Raw genomic sequence first — 22,470 nt, 5'->3', positions numbered from 1 at the left:
CGTCGTCAGGCTGAGCGGATGGTTTCAGCGCGCGCCGGCCGGCGCCGCAGGGGCTCGGCGATCGTGCGGAGTTCGTCCTGTTCCAGCGTTTCCTTCTCCAGCAGGCGCGCGGCGGCCGCCTCCAGGGCGGTACGGTTCTCCGTCAGCACGTCCGTCGCGCGGTCGAAGGCGCGGGCGATGATGGCCTGCACGGCCGCGTCGATGCGCCGCGCCGTCGCCTCGCTCACCCGCCGCCCCGCCGGCTGAGGCTCCGCTGGGTTGAGGAAGGTCGGGCGCTCGTCCTCAGATGAGACCGAGCGCAGCCCCTCGTCCATGCCGTAGCGCATGACCATGCCGCGCGCGACGTCGGTGGCCTTGGCAAGGTCGTCGGCGGCGCCGGTGGAGAGTTCCTCGAACACCAGCCACTCCGCCGCCCGGCCGAGCAGCACGGCGATCTTGTCCTCGGCTGATGAACGCGGTCGGCTACGACTTCATGGCGCTGGGCAACCACGACTTCGACTACGGCCGCGCGCGGACCGAGGCCCTCCAGTCCATGGCCGACTTCCCCATGCGCGCGGCGAACGTCATCGACGCGCGCACCGGCACCCCGTTCGGCGGGCGGCCGACCGCCATCGTGGAGCGCGGCGGGCTGCGCATCGGCCTGCTGGCACTCGGCTACCAGAACACCGAATGGACGGCCTCAAAAAAGGACATCGAGGGCCTGTCGTTCACCAGCGGCATCGACGCCGCCCGGCGTCTGGTGCCGGAGTTGCGGCGGCAGGGCGCGGACGTTGTGGTCGTGGTCTCGCACCAGGGGACGCCGGTGGACCGCCTGCTGGCGCAAGAGGTGGCCGGCATCGACGTTATCCTGGGCGGGCATTCGCACAACCTGATCTCGCCGCCCGAACAGGTGAACGGCACCTGGATCACAGAGGCTTGGTCCCACGGTGCCGTGGTGGAGGGTCTGACGCTGACCGTCGAGGGCGGTCGCGTGACGGATGTCGGGCACGCAGTGCATCCCCTTTGGGCGGACAGGACGGCGGAAGACCTGGAGACGGCGGCCCTGCTGGCCGAGCTGCGGGCGCCGCACCTCCGGATGCTGGAGGAGGTGGTGGCCGTGGCCGCCGCACCTCTTCCGCGCGCCTACAAGGCTGACAGCCCCTTCGACCGGCTGGTCGGCGACATCCTGCGGGCGCGGTTCGACACCGACATCGCGCTGCTTCCCGGCGTCGGCTACGGCCTCACCCCCGGCCCCGGTCCCATCACCCGGCAGGCGCTGCGCAGCCTGCTGCCGCATCCGGCAAAGGTGGTAACCATGACGCTGACGGGCGCCGAGATCCGCTCGGTGCTGGAGCAGAGCCTGACCAACCTGAAGCCGGACGACCCCATGGAGATCGTCGGCGGGCGCGTTCAGGCCGCCGAGCTCGACTGGCGGGGCGACCTGTCGCGGCCTGTCGGGCAGCGGGTGCTCTGGGCGCGGGTGGCCGATCGTCCTCTTGATCCGAGGGGCGAGTACAGCGTCGCCACCAACGTCGGAATGGCGGCCGGCTTGCACCGCTACGCCGCACTGACCAAGGGGCGAAACGTGCGCCGGCACGACATCACTCTGCCCGAGGTGGTGGCGCAGGGCCTGGCGGAGCGCAGCCCTGTCCAACCGCCACCGCCCCGCACGGTCGTGCGCCGGTGAGCCCCACGGCCGGCCGGCCTTTCCACACGGAACAAAAAGACCTTCCAAATGTTGTGGTTCCGACTCCGTCGAGGCCTCACGAAACAGGGAGCAGCGGCCATGCGCTACAGGTCCACGCTGATCCTCGCCAGCCTCCTGGCGCTTTCCGCATCGGGACCGGCAGCCGCCCAGGATGCGGGCGCCGCGCCGCGATCCGCCGAGACACTGGCTGCACTCTGCGCCCTATGCCATGCCCCCGGCGGGATCGAAGGGCTGGACGAGATAGAGTCGCAAGAGGAATTCGCCGAGGAAATGCGCGAACTCCTCGACGAGCCGGGAGAACACCGCCTCATGACGCTCATCTCCAAGGGCTTTACCGATGCGGAAATTGCCGCGATGGCCGAATATTTCGGTACTCGTCGCTCAGCCGGGGAAGACCGCGCGGCGGAGCGACACGAAGAGCGCGGGGAGCACGCGGAATACGGAGAGCATGAGAATTACGAGCGGGAGGAGGACGAGCATGACTGACCTCACACGCCGCCGCTTCACCCTCCTCGCTGGCGCTGGCCTCGCGCTTGGCACCGGCATCCTGCCCACACCGCGCGTTCGGGCACAGGCTTCGCCCGATGCCCGCGTCGTGGTGGTCGGCGGCGGCTTCGCCGGCGCGACTTTCGCCCATTACCTGAAGCGGGCCGCACCGGGGGCGGCCGTGACGCTCGTCGACCCCGCCACGCCCTATGTCACCTGCCCCTTCAGCAACACGGTCATCGGCGGCTTCAACCGGATGGAGGAGATCACCGTCGGCCGCGAGGGCCTCGCGCGGGCCGGCATCCAGGTGATCCCGCGCCGGGCGGAGCGGATCGACCCCGCGGCGAAATCCGTGACACTGGCCGGCGGAGACGTGCTTCAGGCCGACATCCTGGTGGTGGCGCCGGGCATCGACTTCGCCACCGACGGCATCGAGAACTACACCAGCGACACGACCGAGCGCATGCCCCACGCCTGGAAGGCCGGCGACCAGACCCGCCTGCTGCGCGCCCAGCTGGAGGCCATGCCCGATGGCGGGCGCGTGATCATCGCCGTGCCGCCGGCGCCCTACCGCTGCCCGCCCGGCCCGTTCGAGCGGGCCAGCCTCATCGCCCATGAATTGAGCCGGACCAAGCCGCGCTCCAAGGTCCTGATCCTGGATGCGACCGAGGCCATGCCCAAGGGCGATCTGTTCCAGCAGGGATGGGATGCGCTCTATCCCGGCATGATCGAGCGCATCGTCACCACGCCCGCCGGCTGGGTGACGGGCGTGGAACCCGCCCGCCTGACCCTGCGCACGGACTTCGAAAACCATACCGGCGACGTCATCAACCTGATCCCGCCGCAGCGGGCCGGGCGCGTCGCGACGGAGGCCGATTTGGCGGATACGACAGGGTGGTGCCCGGTGGACGCGGCGACCTTCGAATCCACCCGCCATCCCGGCGTCCACGTCCTGGGCGACGCCGCCCGGACCGCACTGCCGAAGTCGGCGTCAGCCGGAAATTCGGCGGCGAAGGTCTGCGCCCATGCGGTGGCGGCACGGCTGACCGGCCGCGACTTCGGGCCGGCGGCCTTCATCAACGCCTGCTACAGTCTGCTCGCGCCCGACTACGGGATCGCGGTGGCCGCCGTCTACGACCTGAAGTCCGGCGGCATCCGCGCCATCGACGAGGCCTCCGGCTCCAGTCCCTTGGACGCGAAGCGGGAATACCGGCGCAAGGAGGCCGAGGATGCGCAAGGTTGGTACGCCAGCATCACCGCCGACACATTTGGTTGAGGAGCGGGGAATACTGCTACGGAGATGAACCGGCCCAGCAACCACAAATTCGACACCCGCTGGCGATGTGCCACCGCCCTTCTTTCAGCGCGGCAGCAAAAGGATAACTTTCGTTAGAGAAGGCCGATTGCGCTGGCGTTGCGGTAGAGCATGTATGCGGCGACAACGATCAGGACGGCGGCGAAAACCCGGGTCAGCGCCCCCTTTCGCCGGGAAAGCAGCACCGCCAACTTCATGCCTGCGATTCCTCCGATGACGCCGCCGCCGATGAACACCGCCGCGGTCTTCCAGGCGACCAGGCCGGAGAGCGCATAATTCGCGGCGGTGGTCAGCCCGAACGCACCGACGGAGAAAAGCGACGATCCGACGGCGTTGAGGACAGCCATGCCGCTCCCCGCCATGATGCCGGGGACGATCAGGAAACCGCCGCCAATCCCGAAGAGCCCTGAGACACCGCCGACGACGAAGCCGATCATGATGAGGCGGAGCGCGATCCGGCGGTTGATCCGCACCGAGGGATCACCCTCCCCGCCCCGCCCTCGCAGCATCGAGATGGCAACGACGATCATCACGAAGGCGAAGAGGAACAGCAGCTTCTCGCCGTCGAGCGACTTGCCGACCGTCGACCCCGCCAGCGCCCCGGCAACGCCCGACGCGGCGAATGTTGCGGCGCATGGCCATTTGACGGTCCCGGCGCGGGCGTGCTGGGCCAAGTTCGCGAGCGCGTTTATTGCCACGGCGAGCGCACTTGTCCCGATCGCGACATGCGGGTCGTCCACGCCGACCACGTAGAGCAGAAGGGGCACCGCCAGGATCGAGCCGCCGCCGCCGATCAGGCCCAGGGAGAAGCCGACCAGCGACCCCGAAAGAAGCGTCAGAAGCTCACCCATGTCAGCGCCCCACGCGACGCCGTCCGTCCGCACCCGCCAGGTGGCTGGTCCGGCCGACGTGAAGCGGAGGAGTGAACATGGTCAGGAGGGCACCCCCTGAACGAACTTTTCATCGGACAGACGATGGGCCTCGGGCACCTGATCGCGGCAGTCACCGCAGCGGCGGTTCGCCGGCACAGCGGCATTGATCTTCTTGGGATAGGGCAGGTCCAGGTTTGCCATAATCTCCCGGAAGTCGTCGCGGCTCTTGTCGTCTCCCAGACGCGGGTTCCGCTCCCGCTCCTGAAGGATGGTGGTGACGTGCCGATGCTGGTAGTCGTGCCCCGGGTAGACAAGCGTGTCATCCGGCAGCGTGAACAGCTTCTCGCGCACCGACCGGAAAAGATCGTCCGGATCGCCGTTCTGAAAGTCCGTCCGACCGCATCCGTCGATCAGCAGCGCGTCGCCGGTGAAAACCCGCGAGATGTCCTCCCGGCCCACGACGTAGCAGTGGTGCGTGTCGGTATGACCTGGCGTGTGGAGCGCCCTGAAAACGATGCCCCCCACCGCCAGGGGCCTGTCCTCCGCTATCCCGATATCCGCGCACGGCAGGTCTTCCATGGCAGGACATGCGACTTGGCAGCCGGTCAGGGTGCGGAGCCGGCAGGCCGACGTGACGTGGTCGGCGTGGATATGGGTCTCCAGGGTGTAGGCGAGCCGCAAACCCAGCCGCTGGATCTCGGCAAGATCGCGTTCCACCGTTTCCATCACCGGGTCGATCAGAACCGCATCGCCCGTCTCCCGGCACCCCACCAGATACGTGTAGGTTGACGATTCCGGCTCGAACAGCTGTCGGAAAATCATGGTTCCGGGTCCCGTTCATGGTTATCGACAGCGCTTCGCAGGAACTCCCTGGCACCGGGGCTCGCGAATTCGTAGCCATGGCTCTCGGCATGGGTTGCCGCTTCATGGCCGTCCATGTCCAATTGGCGTCCCACGTGAATGAAGGTGAACAGCCCTGCCCGCCTGCCCGACGCGCAGTGGATGGCGACAGGCCCCGGCAGGCGCGAGACCTCGTCGTGAAAGCGGTCGGCCGTATCGTGGTTGATGTCCTGCGGAGAGACCGGAATGTTCAGGTACGCTAGGCCGTGCGCGTCCGCCACCTTGCCCTCCTCGCCCGGAGACAGGACCTCGTTCTGCTCACCATGGGTGCGGAGATTGACGAGAGACCGGTAGCCTTCCCGCGACAGGTGCCCGACCCGGTCCTCGGTCGGCGGGGTCTTCTCGATGGTGTAGCGGTCGGTGACTTTGATTCGCTCGGTCATGCTCTTCCTCTGTCGTTCAAGGATTGGGAGGCCCGCCCCTGAGGACGGGTCCCATGTCCAACATTAGGAAAACCTTAAGCGTTGCCCGGCGCACCGGGTTTTCCGGTCTCTGCCCTTCCCAAGTCACAGACCGGCGTATGGCGGCGCTGGCGCCATTCCCATGCCACGGCCGCGGCCGTCACGGTGGCGCCAACAACGGCCAGATGAAGGCGATAGGGCTCGAAGTAGGCGAGCAGCAGGTCGGAGCCGAAGACAAGAAGCAGGATCTTGTTGCAGGTCGGGCAGGCAATTCCAAGGAAGCCAAGCACGCCGCCGATCCCGGCCCCCCGGACCCGGCACCTCGGCCGCCGGATCGCAACATAGACCCCGATGAGCACCGCCTGGACCGCCAGGAGCCAGACCTCGAACCCCTGCGTCGGCGTCATCCGCGCGAACAGTGGATTGGGCCAGACGGCGGTCACCGTGCCGAGCACAGCGAACAGGGCGGCGGCCGCGGCCGCGGCCTTGAGCGGTCGGAACGGCAATGGAAGCTGCTGGAGCGGCATCCTCATTGCGTTTCCTCTGCCTCCCTTTTCTGGTCGCGCACGTCTTTGACGACGCGGCGCATGGTCGCGTAATCGATTCCACCGGGCACAAGGTAATTGCCGATCACGAAGCTTGGCGTTCCCTGGAACTGCAGCGAGTGGGCCTGGATCGCCGCTTCGTCGAAGACGGCCTCAACCTCGTCGGCCCGCTGGTCCAGATCCTTTTCCGCTTTGTCGATGTCGAGCCCGGCAGACCGGGCGGCCTCGCGAACCCGCTCTTCGTCCAGTTTGCCCGGCAACCGCATGAGGGCGTCGTGGACCTCTCGGTAGCGGTCCTGCCAGCGCGCCGCGAGCGCGAGCTTCGACGCGTAAATCGAGGCCGCCCCGAAGACCGGCCAGTGCTTGTGGACGATGCGAACACCCTCATCCTCCTCCGCCAGGCGCTTCAAGTCGGGATGCACTCGGCGGCAGATTGGGCACTGGTAGTCGAAGTATTCGATGACGGTGACATCGCCGTCGGGGTTTTCGGCGACAACTGCGCTCGGTCCCTGGACAAGACCGCCGGGTGTCATTTCGGCTGCGGGACGCGTCCCCGCCTCCGCGCCCGTCGGCGCGGTGACGGCCTGCACGGCCAGATAACCGCCGATGATAACGGCGCCGAGGGCAGCCGCGGCCGTGATGGTGGTGAAGCGGGAGGGCATGGATCTCTCCGATCGTGGGGTTTTATGCGCCATCGTCTGTCGGTCAGCTCGCAGTATCCGCTTTGCCGATCGCGTCCATCACCGCCTCCTCGGTCAGAACCTCCGGAAGCGGAATGCCGCGCGGGGCAGCGGGTCCGTAGACGATGTTGAAGGGAATGCCGTACCGGTCGTGCTGCGCGAGATAGGCAGCAATCTCAGCGTCCGGGGCGGTCATGTCGGCCTGCAAGGCGATGACATTCAGGGATGCCAGAGTGGCCGCCACGGGATCACGCTCGATGACCATCTTCTTGTTGACGATGCAGGTGACGCACCAATCGGCGGTAACGTCGACGAAGACAGTGCGGCCCTCGGCCACCAGCTTGCCGATCTTCGCACGCTCGAAGTGCTGCCAATTGACCGGCCCAGCTCCTGGCTCCCCGGGCGCGACGGCCGGGGCCCCCATCACCCCCGGCAGGGCAATGGTCAGAATGGCCGCCGCCACGGCAAGAGGCGTCGCCACCATCTTCAGCAGGCGGCGTCCCTTGAGGTAGACCGTGAGGGCAGCAGCGGCGAGTATTGCCGCGCCCCCGGAGATTGCCGCGGTTGCGGCCGATGTCTGCACTGCCAGGACGCCAAGCAGCCAGAGCGCCGTTCCCGCCAGGGCGGCGGCCAGTCCGTAGCGGACCAGTCTCATCCACCGGCCGGGCCGCGGCAGTCGGTCGATGGCACCGGGAAAGGCGGCGACGAGCAGGTACGGGATTGCCAGGCCGATGCCAAGTGCGCTGAACACGGCGAGGATCTCAAGCGGCCCGCGGGCAAGGGCAAAGCCGACGGCCGTCCCCAGGAATGGAGCCGAGCAGGGCGTGGCCAACAGCGTGGCGAAGGCACCGGAGGCGAAGTGGCCGAGGAGGCCGTTGCCGCCAGCGGCACCCAGACGGGTTGCCGCACCTGCGGGCAGGTGGATCTCAAAGGCCCCCATCATGCTCGCCATGAAGACCGTCAGCAGCAGGACCATGGAGCTGATGAAGATGGGCTGCTGGAACTGCATGCCCCAGCCGACCGCACCGCCAGCCGTTTTGAAGGTGGCGAGAAGGCCCGCCAGCACGAGCATCGCGCTGATCGCACCGGCCGACGTCACCAGGAATCCAAGCCGGATGCGCCGGCGCGCCTGCCCCTGCTGATCGATGATCGCCATCAGCTTCAGGGACAGCACGGGCAGCACGCACGGCATCAAGTTGAGGACGAGACCGCCCAGCAGAGCCAGCCCCAGGACAGGAAGAAGGTCCACGATCCAGCCGCTGCCGGCGGGCGCTTGGGGCGCCACGGCGACTTCGGCTTCAATAGCGCGGCTGCCGTCCACGACGGTGGCGGTCAACGAGGTGCCCGGCAGCCCCACCGGGTCCGGACCGGCCAGAACCGGCAGTGCAAGAACCGCCTCCATCCCTGAGTTTTTCAGTGAGACTTCCGGCCTGCCGAAGGTGCGGTCGCCGCCCTCAATGAAGACATCCGGGTTTCGCAAGGGCGCGGACGCCGACGTGATGCGGAGGGAAAGAGTCTTCTTTTCTGGCTCCGCCCACGCCGCCGTGACGGCCATGTCGCCCGCTGCTCCGCGGGCCGGCGCCTGCGCCTCGAACCGCGCGATCCGGTTGACAGCGGCAGCATCGGCCGTCGCCGCGCCGGCGGGAAGGTCCAGTCGGACGGTGTGCGAGGCCGGGACGCAGATGTCGCTGCACACCAGCAGGTCGATGCGGCCCCGAAGCAACACAGGCTCGCCTGGACGCTCCGGTTTCACGTCAAGGGGCAGGACGACCTCGTTCTTGTAGCCGAGCGTTTCGATCCCCAGGGTGGAGAAGCGACGGGGGACCGGCCACCTCACCGCGACGGCGGCAACGTTCTCCGAGCCCGTCCAGTCCATCGCCGGCGGAATTCCGGCATCGCCGGGCGAGCGCCAGTACGTCTTCCACCCATTATCCAGGCGGATATCAAGGCCGGCCGGCAGGCTCTCCAACTGCCCCGTGCCGTTGACGGAGGAGAGGAGGTGCAGGCTGCTTTCCTTGCCGCTGGAGGTCGGTCCCGTGGCGGCCGACGCACCGGCAGCGGCAAAGCCGAGCAGGCATGCGGCACCAGCCGCCAACAGGCGGCTCCGCATGATTCGCATAGTCATGTGTCTGTCCGTGGATCTTGGTCGAGCCGATGGCGCTGCCGCTTCCGGCAGCGCGCGTGGATCAGCCACGAGACGCCGGCGAGCGACGGTTCGCGCGGGACATCGATGGCTGCGTCAGACCAATGGACGCGGGGGAGGAATATCCGGGCGGCGGGCAATCTGCCGGAGCGGGTCGGGGAATGTGGACAAGTGCGTCAGGCGGCGCGCGCTGATCGGCGACAGATCCGCGGCGGACATCGGGACGGTCGCGATGAGCGATATGCATGAACTCGTACGTTTAGCGGATCGCTGGCCCTCTGCGTACCGGCACAATCCGCCATCGTCGCCGCTGAAGAGGTGAGACGGAGACGGGATCACGCCCTCCCCTTCCCCGGCAAGCGCGACCCCGGTACCGGCTTCGTCACCAATTGCGGCGAAGGCGTTAACGTTGTTCACGCCGACCCCCGACAACGCCATTGCGGCAATCATTAACCAAGCCACCAGTACGCGAGCCATCGCTCCCTTCCCAGGCCAAAGCCCGTTTTATTAGATTAAACTAATTTTATCATCCGCCCTGGCGTGCTGCAAGGCTCCGTGAATCACGGGTACGTGAGCGTATGCATGTCCAAACTTAGGCTTTCCAATCGCTCTTTTCCGTTTTGGCCTCGAAACGGAACCGCTACGGGTCGATCGGAATGTTGCAATAGCATCATATTCCTCCTCTGGCGAACAGAGGAGATACACATGTCACTTTACTACACTGTTGAAGAATTTGCCGATGACTTGCGAGTCTCGCCGCGGACCGTGCGCAACTGGATCCGGCGCGGCCTGATCACGGCCGTCCGCATCGGTCCGCGCACGGTACGCATCGAGCGCAGCGAACTGCGGAAGATGATCCGGAGGAGCCCTCCATGATGGTGTTTTCCGGCTTCCGCAAATCCGAGAGTCCGATCAACGATCTAGCCGCCACTGTGAAGAATGGCCCGATGCATCCGCACGGGGTGAATGCGCACAGGCTTCACAGTTTTCCGCTCCTTTCCGTCATTTCCGCCCCCTGCCGTGCGTTTCCCGGCTTCTCCGTCCCGCCGCTTGCGGCGCGCTCCTCTGGTGCGCGCGCCGCAAACGGACGTAACGGAGGAAGCCGATGACTTATGTAGCAACACAATTCACGCTCGCGGATGCGATTCACGCGGTCGAGACCCGCGCGGAGTTGAAGCACAGCGCGAAACGCCGCGTCGAGATCGTGCGCGACATCCGCATCGTGGCGGGCTGGCTGGATCGCGAGCCGGCGGAAATCCCGGCGAGCATTTACGCTCTGCAGGAACACTTGCGGCAGTTGCACCACGCGCAGCTGGGCGTTTCGAAGCGCCGGTTCCAAAACATTCTCTCAAGTCTTCGTCGCGGTCTCGAAGCGGTCCGCGGCGTCCACGACGTGACACGCCTGCGCCCGGAAACGGATCTGCCGCAGCCGTGGCTGAGCCTGTATGCCGAGATCCCCACCGAAAAGGCGTGGGTGAAGGGCATGCTCAATTCGTTCATCCGGTGGTGCGCCGACAACAATGTCGCGCCGCGCCAAGTGACGAAAGACACCTTCGATCAGTGGTCGGATTGGCGGCGCGTCCAGACGGTGACCCTCGCGCGCGACCCGGACCGCGCTGTCCGCCGCGCGATGGACGCGTGGAACCACGCCGCCCGGACGCTCGGATGGCCTGTCCGCGTGGTTCAGCGTGAGACACGCCGCACGCCGGTGACGCGGCCGCTGACGTTCTTCACGGAGGCGTTTCAGCACTCGGTGCAAGCGTTCATCGTGCGCAACAGCGCGCCGGACCAGACGGCAGCCGGCAGCCATCTCAACCGCTGGCTTGACGACGACGACACCGACGAGCGGTTCCCGCCGCTCGCCCCACGCACGATGAGGACGCGCCGCGACATCATCCTGCTCGCCGCGACCGCGGTGATCGACGCGGGCATGGTGTCCCGGCACGACCTTCTGTCCGTCGACCAAGTTGCGACCCCCGAAGCCGCCGCCGCAACCTTCGAAGCCGCCTTGACGCGCAGCGGCAACGCTCCCACGGAGTACGCGCTCACGATCGTCAAGGCGCTGCGCAACGTCGCCGCGCGCCAAGGTCTCATGACCGATCGAGAGGCGCGCCGCTGGGCGACGCTGAAGCGGCGGCTGGTCAAGATCGGCGGTCTCGACAACCTGATGACACCCAAGAACCGCCAGCGTCTCGCGCCGTTTCTCGACGACCGCGTCGTGCGCCGGCTTGCCCAGTTGCCGTCGGCCCTGGTCGAACACGCCGAAGCCGAGCGCCGTCGGCACGGGCGGATCACGCGCACCGTCGCGTGCCGGGTCCAGGTCGCAGCCGCGGTGGCGCTGCTGCTGACCCTGCCCGTGCGGCGGTCGAACCTCGCCACGATCGAGATCGACCGGCACATCGACTGGCCAGTCGGCCGCCGAAACTGCGAGGGTTTCTTGCACTTTGACTGCGAGGAGGTGAAGACGAAGCGTGGTGTCGCGGCAGCGATCCCGGCGGACTGGATGACCATTCTGCGGCTGTACCGCCGGGATTATTGGCCTGTCTTGTGCGACACGCCGGGAAACCCGTACCTGTTCCCGGCCGCGACGGGCCTGCGGCCCAAAGACCCGAACGACCTGTCGCGCCTCGTGACGGTGACGATCGCGCGGGAGACCGGCCTCTCCGTCAACCTGCATTTGTTCCGCCACATATGCGCCGCGCTCATCGTCCGGAGCGGCGGCAACGCGGAAGACGTGACGGCGCTTCTCGGGCAGGTCCGCGACAGCCGCGCCCTGCTGCGCTACGTCGAATTCCAGTCCGCCACGGCCGCCGCCAAGCTCGACGCGGCGATCTCGGCGCGCCGGCCCAAGAAAGGAAGGTGACATGTCACAGAAGAAGACGACCCTGCCGACGCGCCAGTTCGATGACTGGCCGGAAGACCTGCGCACGCATTGGCATCGGCGCGTCGGCGCGATGGGGTGGACGCGGCGCTATCAGCTCCGCGTCCGGCGCGCCATTGGGCTTTGGCTTCACTGGTGCGATCACGCGCCGACCGAAGCCGGCCTCGCGCTCTTCTACAGCCGACTGTGTCAGGATCTCGCTCCGGCGTCCGCCGCGAGCTACTGCCAGTTGGTCGCGTACGGCGCACCCCTCGTGTGGCCCCATCACGAGTGGTCCGGATTGCGGACGATGATCGCGTCCCTGCAGCCGCCCCGCCGCCCGCGGGCGGGCACGCCGCGCGCGCCACGAACGCGCAAAACGATGCCGCTTAAGGATTGGCCGGACACTGTCAAGTCGGCCTGGACGCAAGCGCGCCATCCGCTTCTCGGGTCGCTCGCCGACGGGCCGCAAGAGCTGTGGAGCGAGGCGTTCTGGCGGCGTGTCGAGCGGGGCCTCGGGCGCTACCTCGCCTGGCGCGGCGACGCCCCCTTCATCGTCGAGCGAGGCACGGTCCGGGAGTACGTCGAGGGCCTCGACGCGGAGGGTCTCTCGCCGCAGACGATCGGCATGTACATCGAAGAGCTTGCGGTGTGGATGTCAGTGATCTGGCAGCCAGAGGCTGACTGGCAATGGCTGCACAAGCTTGCGCGGCGCTACAAGCTTGACCGGACGAGCCGGCGGAAGAATGGCCGGATCGTCGACAGCGAAGAGCTGTATGGCCTCGGCCGGCGGCTGATGCGGCGCGCGGAACGCCTGCCGCGCACGACCGCTGCGGCGATCCTGTTCCGCGACGGCCTGATGATCGCGCTGCTGGCGCGCCGGCCGATCCGGCTGAGCAACCTGGCGTCGCTGCGGTTCGACGACAGCGTCGTCATCACGGACCACGGGGCGATGATCACGCTCGCGCGCACGAAGACCAAGGGCTACACGGCCCCGCTTGCACCGGAACTCGTCAAGGCCCTGCGGCGCTACCGGGCGGACTACCAGCCGGTCCTCGCCGGCGACGGTGGCCACGCCGACGTGTGGATCGGCCGCGACGGCCGGACAATGACCCCGCGCGGGATTTCGCAACGGGTCCGCGATGTCACGCAGCGCGAGATCGGCCGGACTCTGTCGCCGCATTTGTTCCGCGACTGCCTCGCGACGACCGCGATGATGACGAGTTCCGAGGCCACCAAGCTGGCTCCTCAGGTGCTCGGGCACAGCGATCCAAGAACGACGAGCACGTACTACCAGCACGGCGTGTCCGCCGCCGCGGCGCGGACCCTGGGCGACATCCTGGCCCCACACCGCCGTGCCGCACGACCGCCGGGACATGGCCGCGGGAAGGGCCGGTGAGGCACTCTGGTGCCAATCCGCGCCCGCGAGCCGCCTGCAACCTTGACCAGAAGTGCCGGTTGGCACCGGATCGTATTAGTTTTGCCCTGTACTATGTCTTACATAATTACGCTCAGGAAACTCTGGAGTACTGGTCGCACGACATACTCCTTATTCGCCCCCTTCTTCCTGTGATGACTCGTCGCAAGTTGCTATCATCCGACCATGCCTGATGATCGTAGGGCCTATGGGGCGGGAATAAGATCATGAGTGTGAGGGATTGGCTACGGGCAGAACTGCCTACGCTGCGACGACACGCGTACCTTTTCATCGGCGAGAAGACAAAAGCCGATGACGCCGTTCTGCTGACCATCCAGCAATTTCAGGCGGAGGAAGCGGAGCCTGACAGGCGTCGCCTGCACCACATTCTCCACTGCTGCATAGAGTATTACGAAGGGCCGCACGCGGACGCTGATCCAAAGCTGTTTGACGCAGGGCTTTTCAGACTGACGCGCATCCAGCGGAAATTGCTGCTTCTTGTGTCATTGGACAGGCTGACGGTCGCGGACGCAGCAGAGATCGTGGGACTGACCAGACGCGATGCTGAGCGCGAACTGGCTGCTGCCCGCCACCTGCTCGGAGCTCAGCCGGTCGTTGGTCGGTAGCCGCCAGCCGTCAGCGCCTCCAGCAGACGGTCCGGGACTGGCTCTTTGAGTATCTCGGCCCCAAGATCCCGCAGTTTGGCGGCCACCAGTTCATCAGCCTCAGTTTGAGCGGTGTCGCCATCCTCAGGATCTTGAGGGTGACGGTCCTGCCCATCCTTCAGCCAGTCTCCGACTTCGTTCCCGAACATAACAGCCTCTTCTCATGGAAGCCTGAGTAGGGAACTACGTTTGTACGCAAAAGTTCCCCATCTCTCTGTAGGGACGTGGCGATTTTTCGGCACCGGCAGAAACGGCCGCCGCATGAGGGCGGCCACCGCCATTCCTCATCCTTCTCCTACCGTGACCGCATCGCCGCCAGATACGTTCGCATGGCCCGAAACGTCCTCGCCGCTGTCCAGTTCGCCGCCTTCGTCAGCGATTGGTCAGAAGTCTCGGCCTTTCACCAGACTGGGATCATTGAGGTTCTCGATCTCGATATCGTAGAAGGCGACGAAACCTGTCAGGTACGGAAGCTCTCGGGGGATCCCTTCTCTCTTCTCAATCCAGGAGCCGATCGGGCGAGACTTCCAAGTGTCGATGGTCCGGTCAATAGCCTCCTGCAGCGAGACGCTCCCCAAACCAGCCGCCAGTTCGTTCAGCACGTCGTCGGCGAAGTGCCGACCTTGCTTACTATCGAGAAAGAGCTCGACTCCCTCCTTGGTGCCGCGGGTGGCCACGCCGACCGCAGCCGTCGCCCGCTGCCATGCATCGTAGGGATCCACGGCGCGGGCCATCGTCCCGAAAAACCCGAGATCCCCGTTCGCCGTGGGCCCGGTGGTCGACAGCATGACGTTGAAGTCTTCGGCATACGACAGGTCTTCGTTCAGGCCGTACCGCTTTCTCTTCATTATCTCATCCTTTCAGTAGGACAGAACGGACGCGGAGCCCGTTCTTGGGGCCGCTGAGCGCCACCACGACCGCCCGCCACAGCGGCGGGCACCGTGCCGTCACCGGTGATCAATGACTTCAACGAAGGCTTCGAGGGTGTCCGCATCGTCGGGGTCGTCGTCCGTCCAGATCACCAGGACCCAGTGTGCATCCGGGACATCCTGCAGACCCTGCTGCCCGGGGCAGCCCAGGCAGACGATGTCGAGGCGGTCGAACAGGTCGATGCCGGCACAGAAGGCATCGGCCTCGCCCTCAGTCTGGAAGCAGTGCAGCTGATGGATGCCGTGCTCGACATCGAGAAGCTCATCGACCGTCCGGATCGGCTCCCATTGAGGGTCGGCATCCGTCGGTACGGCCACGGCAAGGCCGTCATCGCCGCGGTAGAGCGACGGGCGGGATACAGGTCCGGGCTCGTCGGCCGCCTTGCTTTCGCGGGCGCATTCGCCGGTCTCGTCCGGGCACCAGGTCTTGCGCGCGGTGCACCAGGGGCGCAGGCATAGGTCCCGGACATCCTGCTCAAAGAGGGAGGACACGCCCTCGGCCACCAGGTCCCCGACATCGTGCGGCGAACTGTAGAGCCGCCCCACCGCATCGAGCCTCACGTTGTGCTCCTGCAGCACATTGTAGGCCGCCTCGTCGCGGTACTCCTTGAAGAGGTCGCCGCCTTCCGCCGCCAGGTCGATCGCTTCCACGATCTCGTCCGGGGTCTCTCGGGGTCCGGCATAGCCCCGCTGAAACAGAAGGCGGGCCACGTCAGACGGCATGCCCATCCGGAAGCAGATCTCGGCGGCCCCGGCGATCCCGAGATGCACCAGGATGTCCTCTTGCCCCTGATCAGACACCGGCCTGCCCTCGACGCCGCGCCTCAGGTCGTCGAACCACGTTTCCCTGTCGTCGTACTTGCTCATTACGGTCTCCTGGCTTGCGATGCAGGAGACGTTCTCTTGATTTCCGGCCACTTCAAGAGCACGGCGTAAAAAATGTTCAAGATCGTGATAGCGGCGGAGATCGAGCAACGATACCGCCTTCACGCCACGGCGGGACAGCGGGAATTGGATCAAGACCCGGGGGACGACACTTAAGGCACCCATCCCGGTGGCAGGAGCGGCTGATGGTCATCGAGATGGCGAGGCGTGACCGAGCCCGCTGTGGGCCGGACGCGGCGCTACTTCGTGCGCGCCGGTCCGGCCCACAGCGGCTCTTCGGTTCACAGCCGGCGCGGGACAAGGAGTAGCCAATGTCTCGCAAGTTCATGACCACCGCAGCGATCTTCGCCGCCCACAACATCCACGAAACCCAAGTCGAGTTTTGCCCGGCCCGAACGTTGGACCTCGACTATCTGATCCACGCGACGACGCGGACCGTCGTCACTGTCCGCACGCCGCACCTGCTCACGCCCGATGTCCGGGACCTGCTCGCCGACATTGAGGGCCTGCTCGCCTTGTGCCGGAAGGACTACAGGCGGTTCTGCAGCCTGCCGGTCAACGAGCCGGATCCCGAGGAGTGGGATGACGAACAGACGTTCCCGACCAGCCCGCTCGACATCGCCCTCCTCCCGTGGTTTGGCAGCCTCGACGCCGCCGGCTGGGCGCTTCACGCCGGACGAGGACGGTCACGCGGACGCGGCACGCTGCTCATCATCACTGCAGCGGCGGCGCGCGAGACTGTCCGCATCATCTAACGGCACTGCCAAGCTGCCGCCGTTCCCCTCTCCAACCACCATTCAATCGAACCCGTGCCGTGCCCTGTCGCCGCTTTCACGGCGGCGGGCGCACGCGCGCGTCTGTTTTTCAGGGACATCGAATCATGACACACCGCAAGAGCGCGGCACTCTCGCCGCTCGATTTCGCCGCCGCGCAGATCGCGGCCGACCACAGCGCGGCGCTGTACGTGGTCGACAAGGCCATCCTTGACCTCGGCACGTCGCCATTCTGCAAGGAGGAGGTTGCCCGAGCCCGCGACACCTATTTTCGGGATACCGGACACCTGCGCCGCGGCCGGCGCCTGTCCCTGCGGCTTGAACATCAGCAGGAGGTCGCGACGGCCCAGGCCCACCTGCTCGCGGCCGTTATGGTGGCGGCACGCCGGCAGAAGAGCGAGATGCTCATCACAGAGCTTGACCGCCTGTTGAGGCTCGCGGAGGGCCACAAGCAGAACGTCCGGCCGGCAGGGACACCGCAATGATACGCGCTTCATTGATACTATTCGCAGTCAACTGCGCAATCTTCGCTTACATCCTCCGTGACCGGTCGCTCTTGAACGTGCTCGCGATTTCGTTGGGCATCGGCGCGGCCACGGGCGCGATCATGCTGCTGGTCGACATGTACTTTGATCGAAAGTATGGACCGCGGGACCGGGACAAGCGGGACCGGTAGCCGCAGAGCGGCGCGCGCGGCAGGCGACAGAGCACGCCAGCCGTGCGTCGGTCTGCTGCCCAGGAAGAACTCTTACTGGACAGGAAATCGGCTCAGCACAACGACCTTGCGCTGGGCCGAGGTCATTCAGGTTAACTGACTTGAGGAATGAGCATTGCACTCAAATAAAGGCCATTACCTGTACTGCGGGCGGCGCCTCGCGCTCTACATCCGGTGCGCCTTGTAGGTAATGCCGTTCTCTTGCTGGACCGCGCGGATGAAGGCGATGATGTCCTTCACCTCGCGCTCGGACACCTGCGGCTGCGGCGGCATGTCGCCGAACGACCAGTGATGGCGCGGCACGCCCTGCGCGGCTGCCCGGAAGAACGCCGCGTCGGCGTGGTGGCCGGGGTTGTAGATGTCGTGGATCAGCGGCGGCCCTTGGTCGGTGCCGGTGCCGTTCGCCCCATGACAGGCGGCGCAGTTCTCATCGAAGCTCATCTGTCCGCGCGCGGCGGCGGCGGTGAGCGAGGACGGCATCTCGACCGCAGCGACGGCTTCGGACCCGCCGCCTCCCGTCATCTTGCCGACGATCACCGCCATCCCGCCCGCAAGGAACAGGGTCACGGCCAGCGCCGGCAGGTTATCGAGCAGCTTGCGCATCAATTGGTGGCTCCTTTCTTGGTCTTGTTCTCGCGGACGTCCGCCACGGCCTTCTCCAGCGTCGCCAGGTCGACGGCGCCGGGGATCAGGCGTTCACCGATCACGAAGGCCGGCGTACCGGTGATGCCCAGGTCCTGGGCCAGTGCGCGGTTGCGGCTGATGATGCGGTCGATCTCCCCGCTTTGGGCGGCCATGTCGCCGCGTAGTTGGTCGACGTCGAGCCCCACCTCGCGGGCGATGCTCATGACCGCTTCCTCGGTGAAATCGCCGCCGTGCTCCATCAGCCGGTCGCTGAAAGGCTGGTAAAGGTCCTGCTCCCGCGAGGCCAGGGCCGCCCGCGCGGCGAACACCGACTCAGGGCCGAGGATCGGGAACTCCTTGGAGACATAGCGGATGTTGCCGTCACCCTCCAGAAGCTCCTGAACGATGGGCTCCACCCGTTTGCAGTACGGGCATTGGTAGTCGAAGAACTCCACCACCGTCACGTCACCGTCCGGGTTGCCCGTGATGGGATCGTCCGGGTTGCGGAAGATCTCGTCGGCCCGCTCCGTCAGGACACGCTGCTTGGCAAGCTCGGCCTCGGCCTTCTGCTTGGCCTGGAACAGCGTTAGCGCCTCCACGACCAGTTCCGGCTCGCGGCGCAGGAGGTCGCGGACGACGGCCTCCATTTCCGCCTTCTCGGCGGCGGGCTCTGCCAGGGCCGCTGGGGCGGGGGCAAGAACGGTCAGCAGTGTCAGCAGCGCGGCGGTGCGTCGCATGGAGGGTCTCCGATTGTCAGATAACAAGGTCGCCGAGGCCGGGGAAGGTGATGAGAAGCCATGTGCCCAGGCGGTTGATGGTGCCGGTCATCATGCCGATCCCGGCGAGGATGAGGATGACACCCGCCGTGCGGTGCAGCAGCGCCCCCGCCTTCCGCAGCCGGCGCAGGCGCGCCACCAGGGCGTCGGTGAACACGGCGACGAGCAGGAAGGGTATGGCGAGGCCAAGCGCGTAGACGGACAACAGCGTGACGCCGGTCTTCACGTCGGCGGCGACGGCCCCGGCGGCCAGGATGCTGCCGAGGATGGGGCCGATGCAGGGCGTCCAGCCGAAGCCGAAGGCCATGCCCATGAGCCCCGCCCCGGTCGGGCCGCCACCGGAGGGCATCGCGGGCACCCGCCACTCCCGCATCAACCAGCCGAGGCGCAGGAGCCCCGCCATGTGCAGGCCGAACAGGGCCACCAGTCCGCCCGCGAGGAGGTTCGCCTCGAACCGGTAGGCGCGCAGAAGCTGGCCGAGCGCCGTCGCGCTGGCGCCGAGCGCGATGAAGACGATGGAAAAGCCCGCGACGAAGGCCAGCCCGTACCCCAGCATCGCCAGCCGCCCGGCGGTAGCGCCTCCGTCGGGATCCGCCGCCGTTGCCGAGCGTCCGGCCATCATGGAGACGTAACCCGGCACCAGCGGCAGCACGCAGGGCGACAGGAAAGACACGACGCCGGCGACAAAGACGACGCCAAGGCCGATGCTGGCCGGCTCCATCACCCCGCCTCCTTCCCGGCCCGCAGGCGGGCGATGTTGTCGAGCAGCGCCGCCCGCCACGGCACGTCTTCGGCGGTTTCCTCGGCCAGCGCCTCCCACACCGACAGCGCCTCGTCGGCGTGGCCCGCCTGGGCGTGCGTCAAGCCGTCGAACAGCCGAGCCCTCGGGTTGGCTGGATCGGCGGCAAGCACGCTCTTGAACAGGCGCGCGGCGGGCGGCGTGACAAGGCCGTCCTCCGATCGCACCAGCGCCTCGGCATGAGCGAGCGCCATGGTGGGATCATCCGGCGACAGGTCATGGGCCTTGCCGAAGGCCTCTGCCGCCTCGGCATAGGCCCCGAGGCGCCAGTAGCCGTCGGCGACCATGCTCCAGGCTCGTGGATCGGTTTGTTTCTGCGCCGCGACGGCGGCCAGCTTGTCCACGGCGGCCCGCACTTTAGCCACCTGCCGGGCCTGCTCAAGCTCCGGTCCTCGGGCGGAGAGCGGCAAGTCGGGGCGGCCGGGCTGGCCCATGCCGGCATAGAGGACAATGGCAACCACCGGCACTGCGACGGCCGCGATGACACCGGCGATGGCCGCCCGGTCAAAGGGTCCATGCCGCAACGGCAGCAGGATCATGCCCAGGACGAAGACGGCGAGAAGCCCCGCCAGAAGCCAGAACGGGATCATGACGGGGTCTCCTCGGTCTTGCGCCCGGCCGACCGCACGGCGACCCAGGCTCCGGCGCCGGCGGCGCCCGCCAGCAGGATGGGCGCGGCCCACAGCAGGATGGTCGAGCCCTTCACGGGCGGGGTCAGCAGGACGTAATCGCCGTAGCGGTCGACGACGAAAGCAATCACCTCGTCATCCGAATCCCCCGCCACCAGGCGCTCGCGCACGATGATGCGCAGGTCGCGGGCGAGGTCGGCCTCGCTGTCGTCGATGGACTGGTTCTGGCAGACCAGGCAGCGCAGGTTCTTGCTGATGTCGCGGGCGCGGGTCTCAAGCACCGGGTTCTCCAGGCGCTCGTCGGGCAGCACCGCCCAGGCCGGACCCGGAACCGACACAGCCAGGGCGAGCGCCAGAAGCGCCGATTTCAGAGTGGGACGTGTCATGCGGTCCTCCGGGGGCGGCCGGGAGCCTTGGACAGGCGGTCGCCAAGCGCAATCAGGCCGCCCAGCAGCATGAGCGCCGAGCCGATCCACAGGCCGTTGACGAAGGGTTTCCAGTACAAGCGCACCACCCGCCCCTCGCCGCTGGCATCACCCAGGGCGGCATAGAGGTCACCGACGAGGGTCGAACGGATGGCGGCTTCCGTGGTGGGCTGGCCGCGCGCGACGTAGGTGCGTTTTTCCGGCCGCAGGGCGCCGAGGTCGGCAGCGTCCTTCGTTACCGTCAGGACGCCCTGCATGGCCGTATAGTCGGGGCCACTCACGTCGCTCAGCTCCGTCATGGTGACCTCATGGCCGGCGAAGGACACCGTCTCGCCCGGCGCCATGACGCGGACGGTCTCGATCTGCCAGATCGACGCGATGGTGATGGCGGCGACCACGATGCCGACGCCCGAGTGCGCCAGCGTCATGCCCCAGGCGCCGGCCGTCAGCGACTTCAGCTTGCGGCGGGCCAGCGGCGCCAGGGTCGCGGCCAGGATGAAGCCGGCGAGGCCCAGGCCGATGGCGGCCAGGACGCCCACCCCGGCCGGAGCAAGCACCCATCCACTTGCCGCCGCGATGCCGGTGATGGCAGCCGCCGGACGCAAGTCGCGGGCGAGGCTCTTGCCGCCACCGCGTTTCCACGCCAGCAGCGGGACGACCGCCATCAGTAGGACCACCGCACCCAGCATGGGCAGCACCGCCATGTTGAAGAAGGGCGCGCCGACGGAGATTTTCCCCAGGCCCAGGACATCGATGAACAGCGGGTAGAGTGTGCCTACCAACACCGTCCCGGTGGCCGCGCCCAGGAGCGCGTTGCCAAAGATGACGCCGCCCTCCCGCGAGGCAGGGGCGAAGACGGAGGCGGTGCGCAGGCCCGGTGCCCGCAGGCCGAACAGCAGCAGCGAGCCGCCGACGGTCAGCGCCAGCAACACCAGGATGAACAATCCCCGTGACGGGCTGCTGGCGAAGGCATGGACGCTCGTCAGCACGCCGGAGCGCACCAGGAAGGTGCCCAGCAGGCTCAGGCTGAAGGTGACGATCGCCAGGAACACGGTCCACGACCGCAGGGCATCCCGTTTTGCGAGGATGACGACGGCGTGCAGCAGCGCCGTTCCCGTCAGCCACGGCATGAAGGAGGCGTTCTCCACCGGGTCCCAGAACCACCAGCCGCCCCAGCCCAACTCGTAGTAGGCCCACCAGGAGCCGAGCGCGATGCCGACCGTCAGGAAGGCCCAGGCGAGAAGCACCCAGGGACGCACCCAGCGGGCCCAGTCGCGGTCGATGCGCCGCTCGACCAGACCCGCCAGGGCGAAGGAGAACGCGACCGAGAACCCGACATAGCCGAGGTAGAGGAACGGCGGATGCAGCGCGAGGCCGGGGTCCTGGAGGATCGGGTTCAGCCCGTTGCCCTCCAGCGGCGGCCGGCCGAGGCGCGTGAACGGGTTCGAGGTCAGCAGGATGAAGAACAGGAAGCCCGTCGACACCATGCCCTGGATGCCCAGTACCGTCGCCTTGAAGCGCGCCGGCAAGTCGCGCCCGGTCAGGGCGACGGCGCCGGTGAAGACCGCCAGAACCAGGGCCCACAGCAGCATGGAACCCTCGTGATTCCCCCAGACGCCGGAGATCTTGTAGAACAGCGGCTTGGCGGTGTGGGAGTTCTCGGCGACGTTCAGGACCGAGAAGTCCGACGTCACATAGGCGTTCACCAGTGCGGCGAATGCTGTCGCCACCAGGATCAGCACGCCGACACCCGCCGGCGGCGCCATGGCGACAAGGCGGCCGCTGCGGGCCACCACACCGGACAGCGGCACGATTGCAAGGAACACCGACAGAATGGCGGCCAGCGCCAGCGCGAAGTGGCCGAGTTCCGTAATCATGGCATCCGGTCCTTTGGTGTTGGTCCTGTAGTGGACCCTAGCGACCGAACGTTGCCGAAGTTTGTCG

Annotated in this window: 26 protein-coding genes; 9 read left to right on the top strand and 17 right to left on the bottom strand. The window is 67.0% G+C overall.

Features of this window, described 5'->3' with window-relative positions; translation table 11 throughout:
- Positions 1 to 5: 5 nt before the first annotated feature.
- A complete protein-coding gene (locus C882_RS14195) occupies positions 6 to 428 on the bottom strand; it encodes an ATP-dependent metallopeptidase FtsH/Yme1/Tma family protein (RefSeq protein ID WP_009541314.1) in 423 nt (140 codons plus the stop codon).
- A gap of 20 nt (positions 429 to 448) precedes the next feature.
- Here C882_RS14195 and C882_RS14190 point away from each other — a divergent pair, with 20 nt between their 5' ends.
- The 3 genes from C882_RS14190 to C882_RS14180 all read left to right on the top strand — a co-directional run bounded on the left by C882_RS14190 (position 449) and on the right by C882_RS14180 (position 3,449).
- A complete protein-coding gene (locus C882_RS14190; RefSeq protein ID WP_009541313.1) occupies positions 449 to 1,666 on the top strand; it encodes a bifunctional metallophosphatase/5'-nucleotidase in 1,218 nt (405 codons plus the stop codon).
- Positions 1,667 to 1,765: 99 nt separating this feature from the next.
- A complete protein-coding gene (locus C882_RS14185; RefSeq protein WP_009541312.1) occupies positions 1,766 to 2,173 on the top strand; it encodes a c-type cytochrome in 408 nt (135 codons plus the stop codon).
- The gene (locus C882_RS14180; protein ID WP_009541311.1) at positions 2,166 to 3,449 is read left to right on the top strand and encodes an NAD(P)/FAD-dependent oxidoreductase; all 1,284 of its coding nucleotides are present in this window, start codon (positions 2,166 to 2,168) and stop codon (positions 3,447 to 3,449) included. Before C882_RS14185 ends, C882_RS14180 begins: the two co-directional genes overlap by 8 nt.
- A 113-nt stretch (positions 3,450 to 3,562) precedes the next feature.
- On the opposite strand, the gene C882_RS14175 is transcribed toward C882_RS14180, so the two are convergent.
- The 7 genes from C882_RS14175 to C882_RS24690 all read right to left on the bottom strand — a co-directional run bounded on the left by C882_RS14175 (position 3,563) and on the right by C882_RS24690 (position 9,506).
- On the bottom strand, positions 3,563 to 4,339 hold the full coding sequence (locus tag C882_RS14175; protein WP_009541310.1) for a sulfite exporter TauE/SafE family protein: 777 nt from the start codon (positions 4,337 to 4,339) through the stop codon (positions 3,563 to 3,565).
- An 81-nt stretch (positions 4,340 to 4,420) separates the two neighbouring features.
- Positions 4,421 to 5,182, bottom strand: a complete 762-nt coding sequence (locus C882_RS14170; RefSeq protein WP_009541309.1) for an MBL fold metallo-hydrolase — start codon at positions 5,180 to 5,182, stop codon at positions 4,421 to 4,423.
- Positions 5,179 to 5,643: a beta-lactamase hydrolase domain-containing protein gene (locus tag C882_RS14165; protein ID WP_009541308.1), complete on the bottom strand. Its 465-nt coding sequence runs from the start codon at positions 5,641 to 5,643 to the stop codon at positions 5,179 to 5,181. Before C882_RS14165 ends, C882_RS14170 begins: the two co-directional genes overlap by 4 nt.
- Positions 5,644 to 5,717: 74 nt before the next feature.
- Complete coding sequence (locus tag C882_RS14160; protein ID WP_009541307.1) at positions 5,718 to 6,188, bottom strand: hypothetical protein; 471 nt, start codon at positions 6,186 to 6,188, stop codon at positions 5,718 to 5,720.
- Between the two features lie 2 nt (positions 6,189 to 6,190).
- Positions 6,191 to 6,868: a DsbA family protein gene (locus C882_RS14155; protein ID WP_009541306.1), complete on the bottom strand. Its 678-nt coding sequence runs from the start codon at positions 6,866 to 6,868 to the stop codon at positions 6,191 to 6,193.
- Between the two features lie 43 nt (positions 6,869 to 6,911).
- On the bottom strand, positions 6,912 to 9,011 hold the full coding sequence (locus tag C882_RS14150) for a protein-disulfide reductase DsbD family protein (RefSeq protein WP_052000167.1): 2,100 nt from the start codon (positions 9,009 to 9,011) through the stop codon (positions 6,912 to 6,914).
- 114 nt (positions 9,012 to 9,125) lie between these two features.
- Positions 9,126 to 9,506 (bottom strand): hypothetical protein, encoded by a 381-nt coding sequence (locus C882_RS24690; protein ID WP_152415344.1) that lies wholly within the window; start codon positions 9,504 to 9,506, stop codon positions 9,126 to 9,128.
- Between the two features lie 228 nt (positions 9,507 to 9,734).
- On the opposite strand from C882_RS24690, the gene C882_RS25040 reads away from it, so the two are divergent.
- The 4 genes from C882_RS25040 to C882_RS14135 all read left to right on the top strand — a co-directional run bounded on the left by C882_RS25040 (position 9,735) and on the right by C882_RS14135 (position 13,932).
- Positions 9,735 to 9,905, top strand: coding sequence for a helix-turn-helix domain-containing protein (locus tag C882_RS25040; protein WP_160166792.1), 171 nt, complete (start codon positions 9,735 to 9,737; stop codon positions 9,903 to 9,905).
- A 229-nt stretch (positions 9,906 to 10,134) separates the two neighbouring features.
- On the top strand, positions 10,135 to 11,892 hold the full coding sequence (locus C882_RS14145; protein WP_009541304.1) for a hypothetical protein: 1,758 nt from the start codon (positions 10,135 to 10,137) through the stop codon (positions 11,890 to 11,892).
- 1 nt (position 11,893) lies between these two features.
- On the top strand, positions 11,894 to 13,288 hold the full coding sequence (locus tag C882_RS24400) for a tyrosine-type recombinase/integrase (RefSeq protein WP_043645677.1): 1,395 nt from the start codon (positions 11,894 to 11,896) through the stop codon (positions 13,286 to 13,288).
- Between the two features lie 245 nt (positions 13,289 to 13,533).
- Complete coding sequence (locus tag C882_RS14135) at positions 13,534 to 13,932, top strand: hypothetical protein (RefSeq protein ID WP_043645675.1); 399 nt, start codon at positions 13,534 to 13,536, stop codon at positions 13,930 to 13,932.
- On the opposite strand, the gene C882_RS24685 is transcribed toward C882_RS14135, so the two are convergent.
- The 3 genes from C882_RS24685 to C882_RS14125 form a co-directional block, all read right to left on the bottom strand.
- The gene (locus C882_RS24685) at positions 13,911 to 14,120 is read right to left on the bottom strand and encodes a hypothetical protein (protein WP_152415343.1); all 210 of its coding nucleotides are present in this window, start codon (positions 14,118 to 14,120) and stop codon (positions 13,911 to 13,913) included. The two genes, C882_RS14135 and C882_RS24685, sit on opposite strands and share 22 nt — an antisense overlap.
- Before the next feature lie 234 nt (positions 14,121 to 14,354).
- Entirely contained in the window at positions 14,355 to 14,819 is a 465-nt protein-coding gene (locus C882_RS14130; RefSeq protein ID WP_052000166.1) for a hypothetical protein, read from the bottom strand.
- Positions 14,820 to 14,918: 99 nt separating this feature from the next.
- A complete protein-coding gene (locus tag C882_RS14125; protein WP_009541302.1) occupies positions 14,919 to 15,767 on the bottom strand; it encodes a hypothetical protein in 849 nt (282 codons plus the stop codon).
- Positions 15,768 to 16,096: 329 nt separating this feature from the next.
- Here C882_RS14125 and C882_RS14120 point away from each other — a divergent pair, with 329 nt between their 5' ends.
- Both C882_RS14120 and C882_RS14115 read left to right on the top strand, forming a co-directional pair.
- Positions 16,097 to 16,540: a hypothetical protein gene (locus C882_RS14120; RefSeq protein ID WP_009541301.1), complete on the top strand. Its 444-nt coding sequence runs from the start codon at positions 16,097 to 16,099 to the stop codon at positions 16,538 to 16,540.
- A gap of 125 nt (positions 16,541 to 16,665) precedes the next feature.
- The gene (locus C882_RS14115; RefSeq protein ID WP_009541300.1) at positions 16,666 to 17,043 is read left to right on the top strand and encodes a hypothetical protein; all 378 of its coding nucleotides are present in this window, start codon (positions 16,666 to 16,668) and stop codon (positions 17,041 to 17,043) included.
- A 395-nt stretch (positions 17,044 to 17,438) separates the two neighbouring features.
- Here the strand turns inward: C882_RS14115 and C882_RS14105 are convergent, their stop codons facing one another.
- Genes C882_RS14105 through C882_RS14080 form a run of 6 tightly spaced genes read right to left on the bottom strand, consistent with a single transcriptional unit; the run spans position 17,439 to position 22,403 of the window.
- Positions 17,439 to 17,876, bottom strand: a complete 438-nt coding sequence (locus C882_RS14105) for a c-type cytochrome (RefSeq protein WP_009541298.1) — start codon at positions 17,874 to 17,876, stop codon at positions 17,439 to 17,441.
- Positions 17,876 to 18,634 (bottom strand): DsbA family protein, encoded by a 759-nt coding sequence (locus C882_RS14100; RefSeq protein ID WP_009541297.1) that lies wholly within the window; start codon positions 18,632 to 18,634, stop codon positions 17,876 to 17,878. Before C882_RS14100 ends, C882_RS14105 begins: the two co-directional genes overlap by 1 nt.
- 16 nt (positions 18,635 to 18,650) lie before the next feature.
- Positions 18,651 to 19,394 (bottom strand): cytochrome c biogenesis CcdA family protein, encoded by a 744-nt coding sequence (locus C882_RS14095; protein WP_009541296.1) that lies wholly within the window; start codon positions 19,392 to 19,394, stop codon positions 18,651 to 18,653.
- A complete protein-coding gene (locus C882_RS23350; RefSeq protein WP_009541295.1) occupies positions 19,394 to 20,062 on the bottom strand; it encodes a tetratricopeptide repeat protein in 669 nt (222 codons plus the stop codon). Before C882_RS23350 ends, C882_RS14095 begins: the two co-directional genes overlap by 1 nt.
- Positions 20,059 to 20,487, bottom strand: a complete 429-nt coding sequence (locus tag C882_RS14085) for a cytochrome c-type biogenesis protein (protein WP_009541294.1) — start codon at positions 20,485 to 20,487, stop codon at positions 20,059 to 20,061. Before C882_RS14085 ends, C882_RS23350 begins: the two co-directional genes overlap by 4 nt.
- Entirely contained in the window at positions 20,484 to 22,403 is a 1,920-nt protein-coding gene (locus tag C882_RS14080; protein WP_009541293.1) for a heme lyase CcmF/NrfE family subunit, read from the bottom strand. Before C882_RS14080 ends, C882_RS14085 begins: the two co-directional genes overlap by 4 nt.
- Positions 22,404 to 22,470 lie beyond the last annotated feature (67 nt).

Origin of the sequence: Caenispirillum salinarum AK4, assembly GCF_000315795.1 — a bacterium.
GTDB classification, from domain to species: Bacteria; Pseudomonadota; Alphaproteobacteria; order Rhodospirillales; family Rhodospirillaceae; genus Caenispirillum; species Caenispirillum salinarum.
This window is presented reverse-complemented; position numbering and strand designations above follow the sequence as displayed.

Bases quoted from the DNA above. Each gene is read 5' to 3' on its own strand.
- C882_RS14190 (WP_009541313.1), top strand. From the start codon at position 449: ATGAACGCGGTCGGCTACGACTTCATGGCGCTGGGCAACCACGACTTC.
- C882_RS14185 (WP_009541312.1), top strand. From the start codon at position 1,766: ATGCGCTACAGGTCCACGCTGATCCTCGCCAGCCTCCTGGCGCTTTCC.
- C882_RS14180 (WP_009541311.1), top strand. From the start codon at position 2,166: ATGACTGACCTCACACGCCGCCGCTTCACCCTCCTCGCTGGCGCTGGC.
- C882_RS14175 (WP_009541310.1), bottom strand. From the start codon at position 4,339: ATGGGTGAGCTTCTGACGCTTCTTTCGGGGTCGCTGGTCGGCTTCTCC.
- C882_RS14170 (WP_009541309.1), bottom strand. From the start codon at position 5,182: ATGATTTTCCGACAGCTGTTCGAGCCGGAATCGTCAACCTACACGTAT.
- C882_RS14165 (WP_009541308.1), bottom strand. From the start codon at position 5,643: ATGACCGAGCGAATCAAAGTCACCGACCGCTACACCATCGAGAAGACC.
- C882_RS14160 (WP_009541307.1), bottom strand. From the start codon at position 6,188: ATGCCGCTCCAGCAGCTTCCATTGCCGTTCCGACCGCTCAAGGCCGCG.
- C882_RS14155 (WP_009541306.1), bottom strand. From the start codon at position 6,868: ATGCCCTCCCGCTTCACCACCATCACGGCCGCGGCTGCCCTCGGCGCC.
- C882_RS14150 (WP_052000167.1), bottom strand. From the start codon at position 9,011: ATGACTATGCGAATCATGCGGAGCCGCCTGTTGGCGGCTGGTGCCGCA.
- C882_RS24690 (WP_152415344.1), bottom strand. From the start codon at position 9,506: ATGGCTCGCGTACTGGTGGCTTGGTTAATGATTGCCGCAATGGCGTTG.
- C882_RS25040 (WP_160166792.1), top strand. From the start codon at position 9,735: ATGTCACTTTACTACACTGTTGAAGAATTTGCCGATGACTTGCGAGTC.
- C882_RS14145 (WP_009541304.1), top strand. From the start codon at position 10,135: ATGACTTATGTAGCAACACAATTCACGCTCGCGGATGCGATTCACGCG.
- C882_RS24400 (WP_043645677.1), top strand. From the start codon at position 11,894: ATGTCACAGAAGAAGACGACCCTGCCGACGCGCCAGTTCGATGACTGG.
- C882_RS14135 (WP_043645675.1), top strand. From the start codon at position 13,534: ATGAGTGTGAGGGATTGGCTACGGGCAGAACTGCCTACGCTGCGACGA.
- C882_RS24685 (WP_152415343.1), bottom strand. From the start codon at position 14,120: ATGTTCGGGAACGAAGTCGGAGACTGGCTGAAGGATGGGCAGGACCGT.
- C882_RS14130 (WP_052000166.1), bottom strand. From the start codon at position 14,819: ATGAAGAGAAAGCGGTACGGCCTGAACGAAGACCTGTCGTATGCCGAA.
- C882_RS14125 (WP_009541302.1), bottom strand. From the start codon at position 15,767: ATGAGCAAGTACGACGACAGGGAAACGTGGTTCGACGACCTGAGGCGC.
- C882_RS14120 (WP_009541301.1), top strand. From the start codon at position 16,097: ATGTCTCGCAAGTTCATGACCACCGCAGCGATCTTCGCCGCCCACAAC.
- C882_RS14115 (WP_009541300.1), top strand. From the start codon at position 16,666: ATGACACACCGCAAGAGCGCGGCACTCTCGCCGCTCGATTTCGCCGCC.
- C882_RS14105 (WP_009541298.1), bottom strand. From the start codon at position 17,876: ATGCGCAAGCTGCTCGATAACCTGCCGGCGCTGGCCGTGACCCTGTTC.
- C882_RS14100 (WP_009541297.1), bottom strand. From the start codon at position 18,634: ATGCGACGCACCGCCGCGCTGCTGACACTGCTGACCGTTCTTGCCCCC.
- C882_RS14095 (WP_009541296.1), bottom strand. From the start codon at position 19,394: ATGGAGCCGGCCAGCATCGGCCTTGGCGTCGTCTTTGTCGCCGGCGTC.
- C882_RS23350 (WP_009541295.1), bottom strand. From the start codon at position 20,062: ATGATCCCGTTCTGGCTTCTGGCGGGGCTTCTCGCCGTCTTCGTCCTG.
- C882_RS14085 (WP_009541294.1), bottom strand. From the start codon at position 20,487: ATGACACGTCCCACTCTGAAATCGGCGCTTCTGGCGCTCGCCCTGGCT.
- C882_RS14080 (WP_009541293.1), bottom strand. From the start codon at position 22,403: ATGATTACGGAACTCGGCCACTTCGCGCTGGCGCTGGCCGCCATTCTG.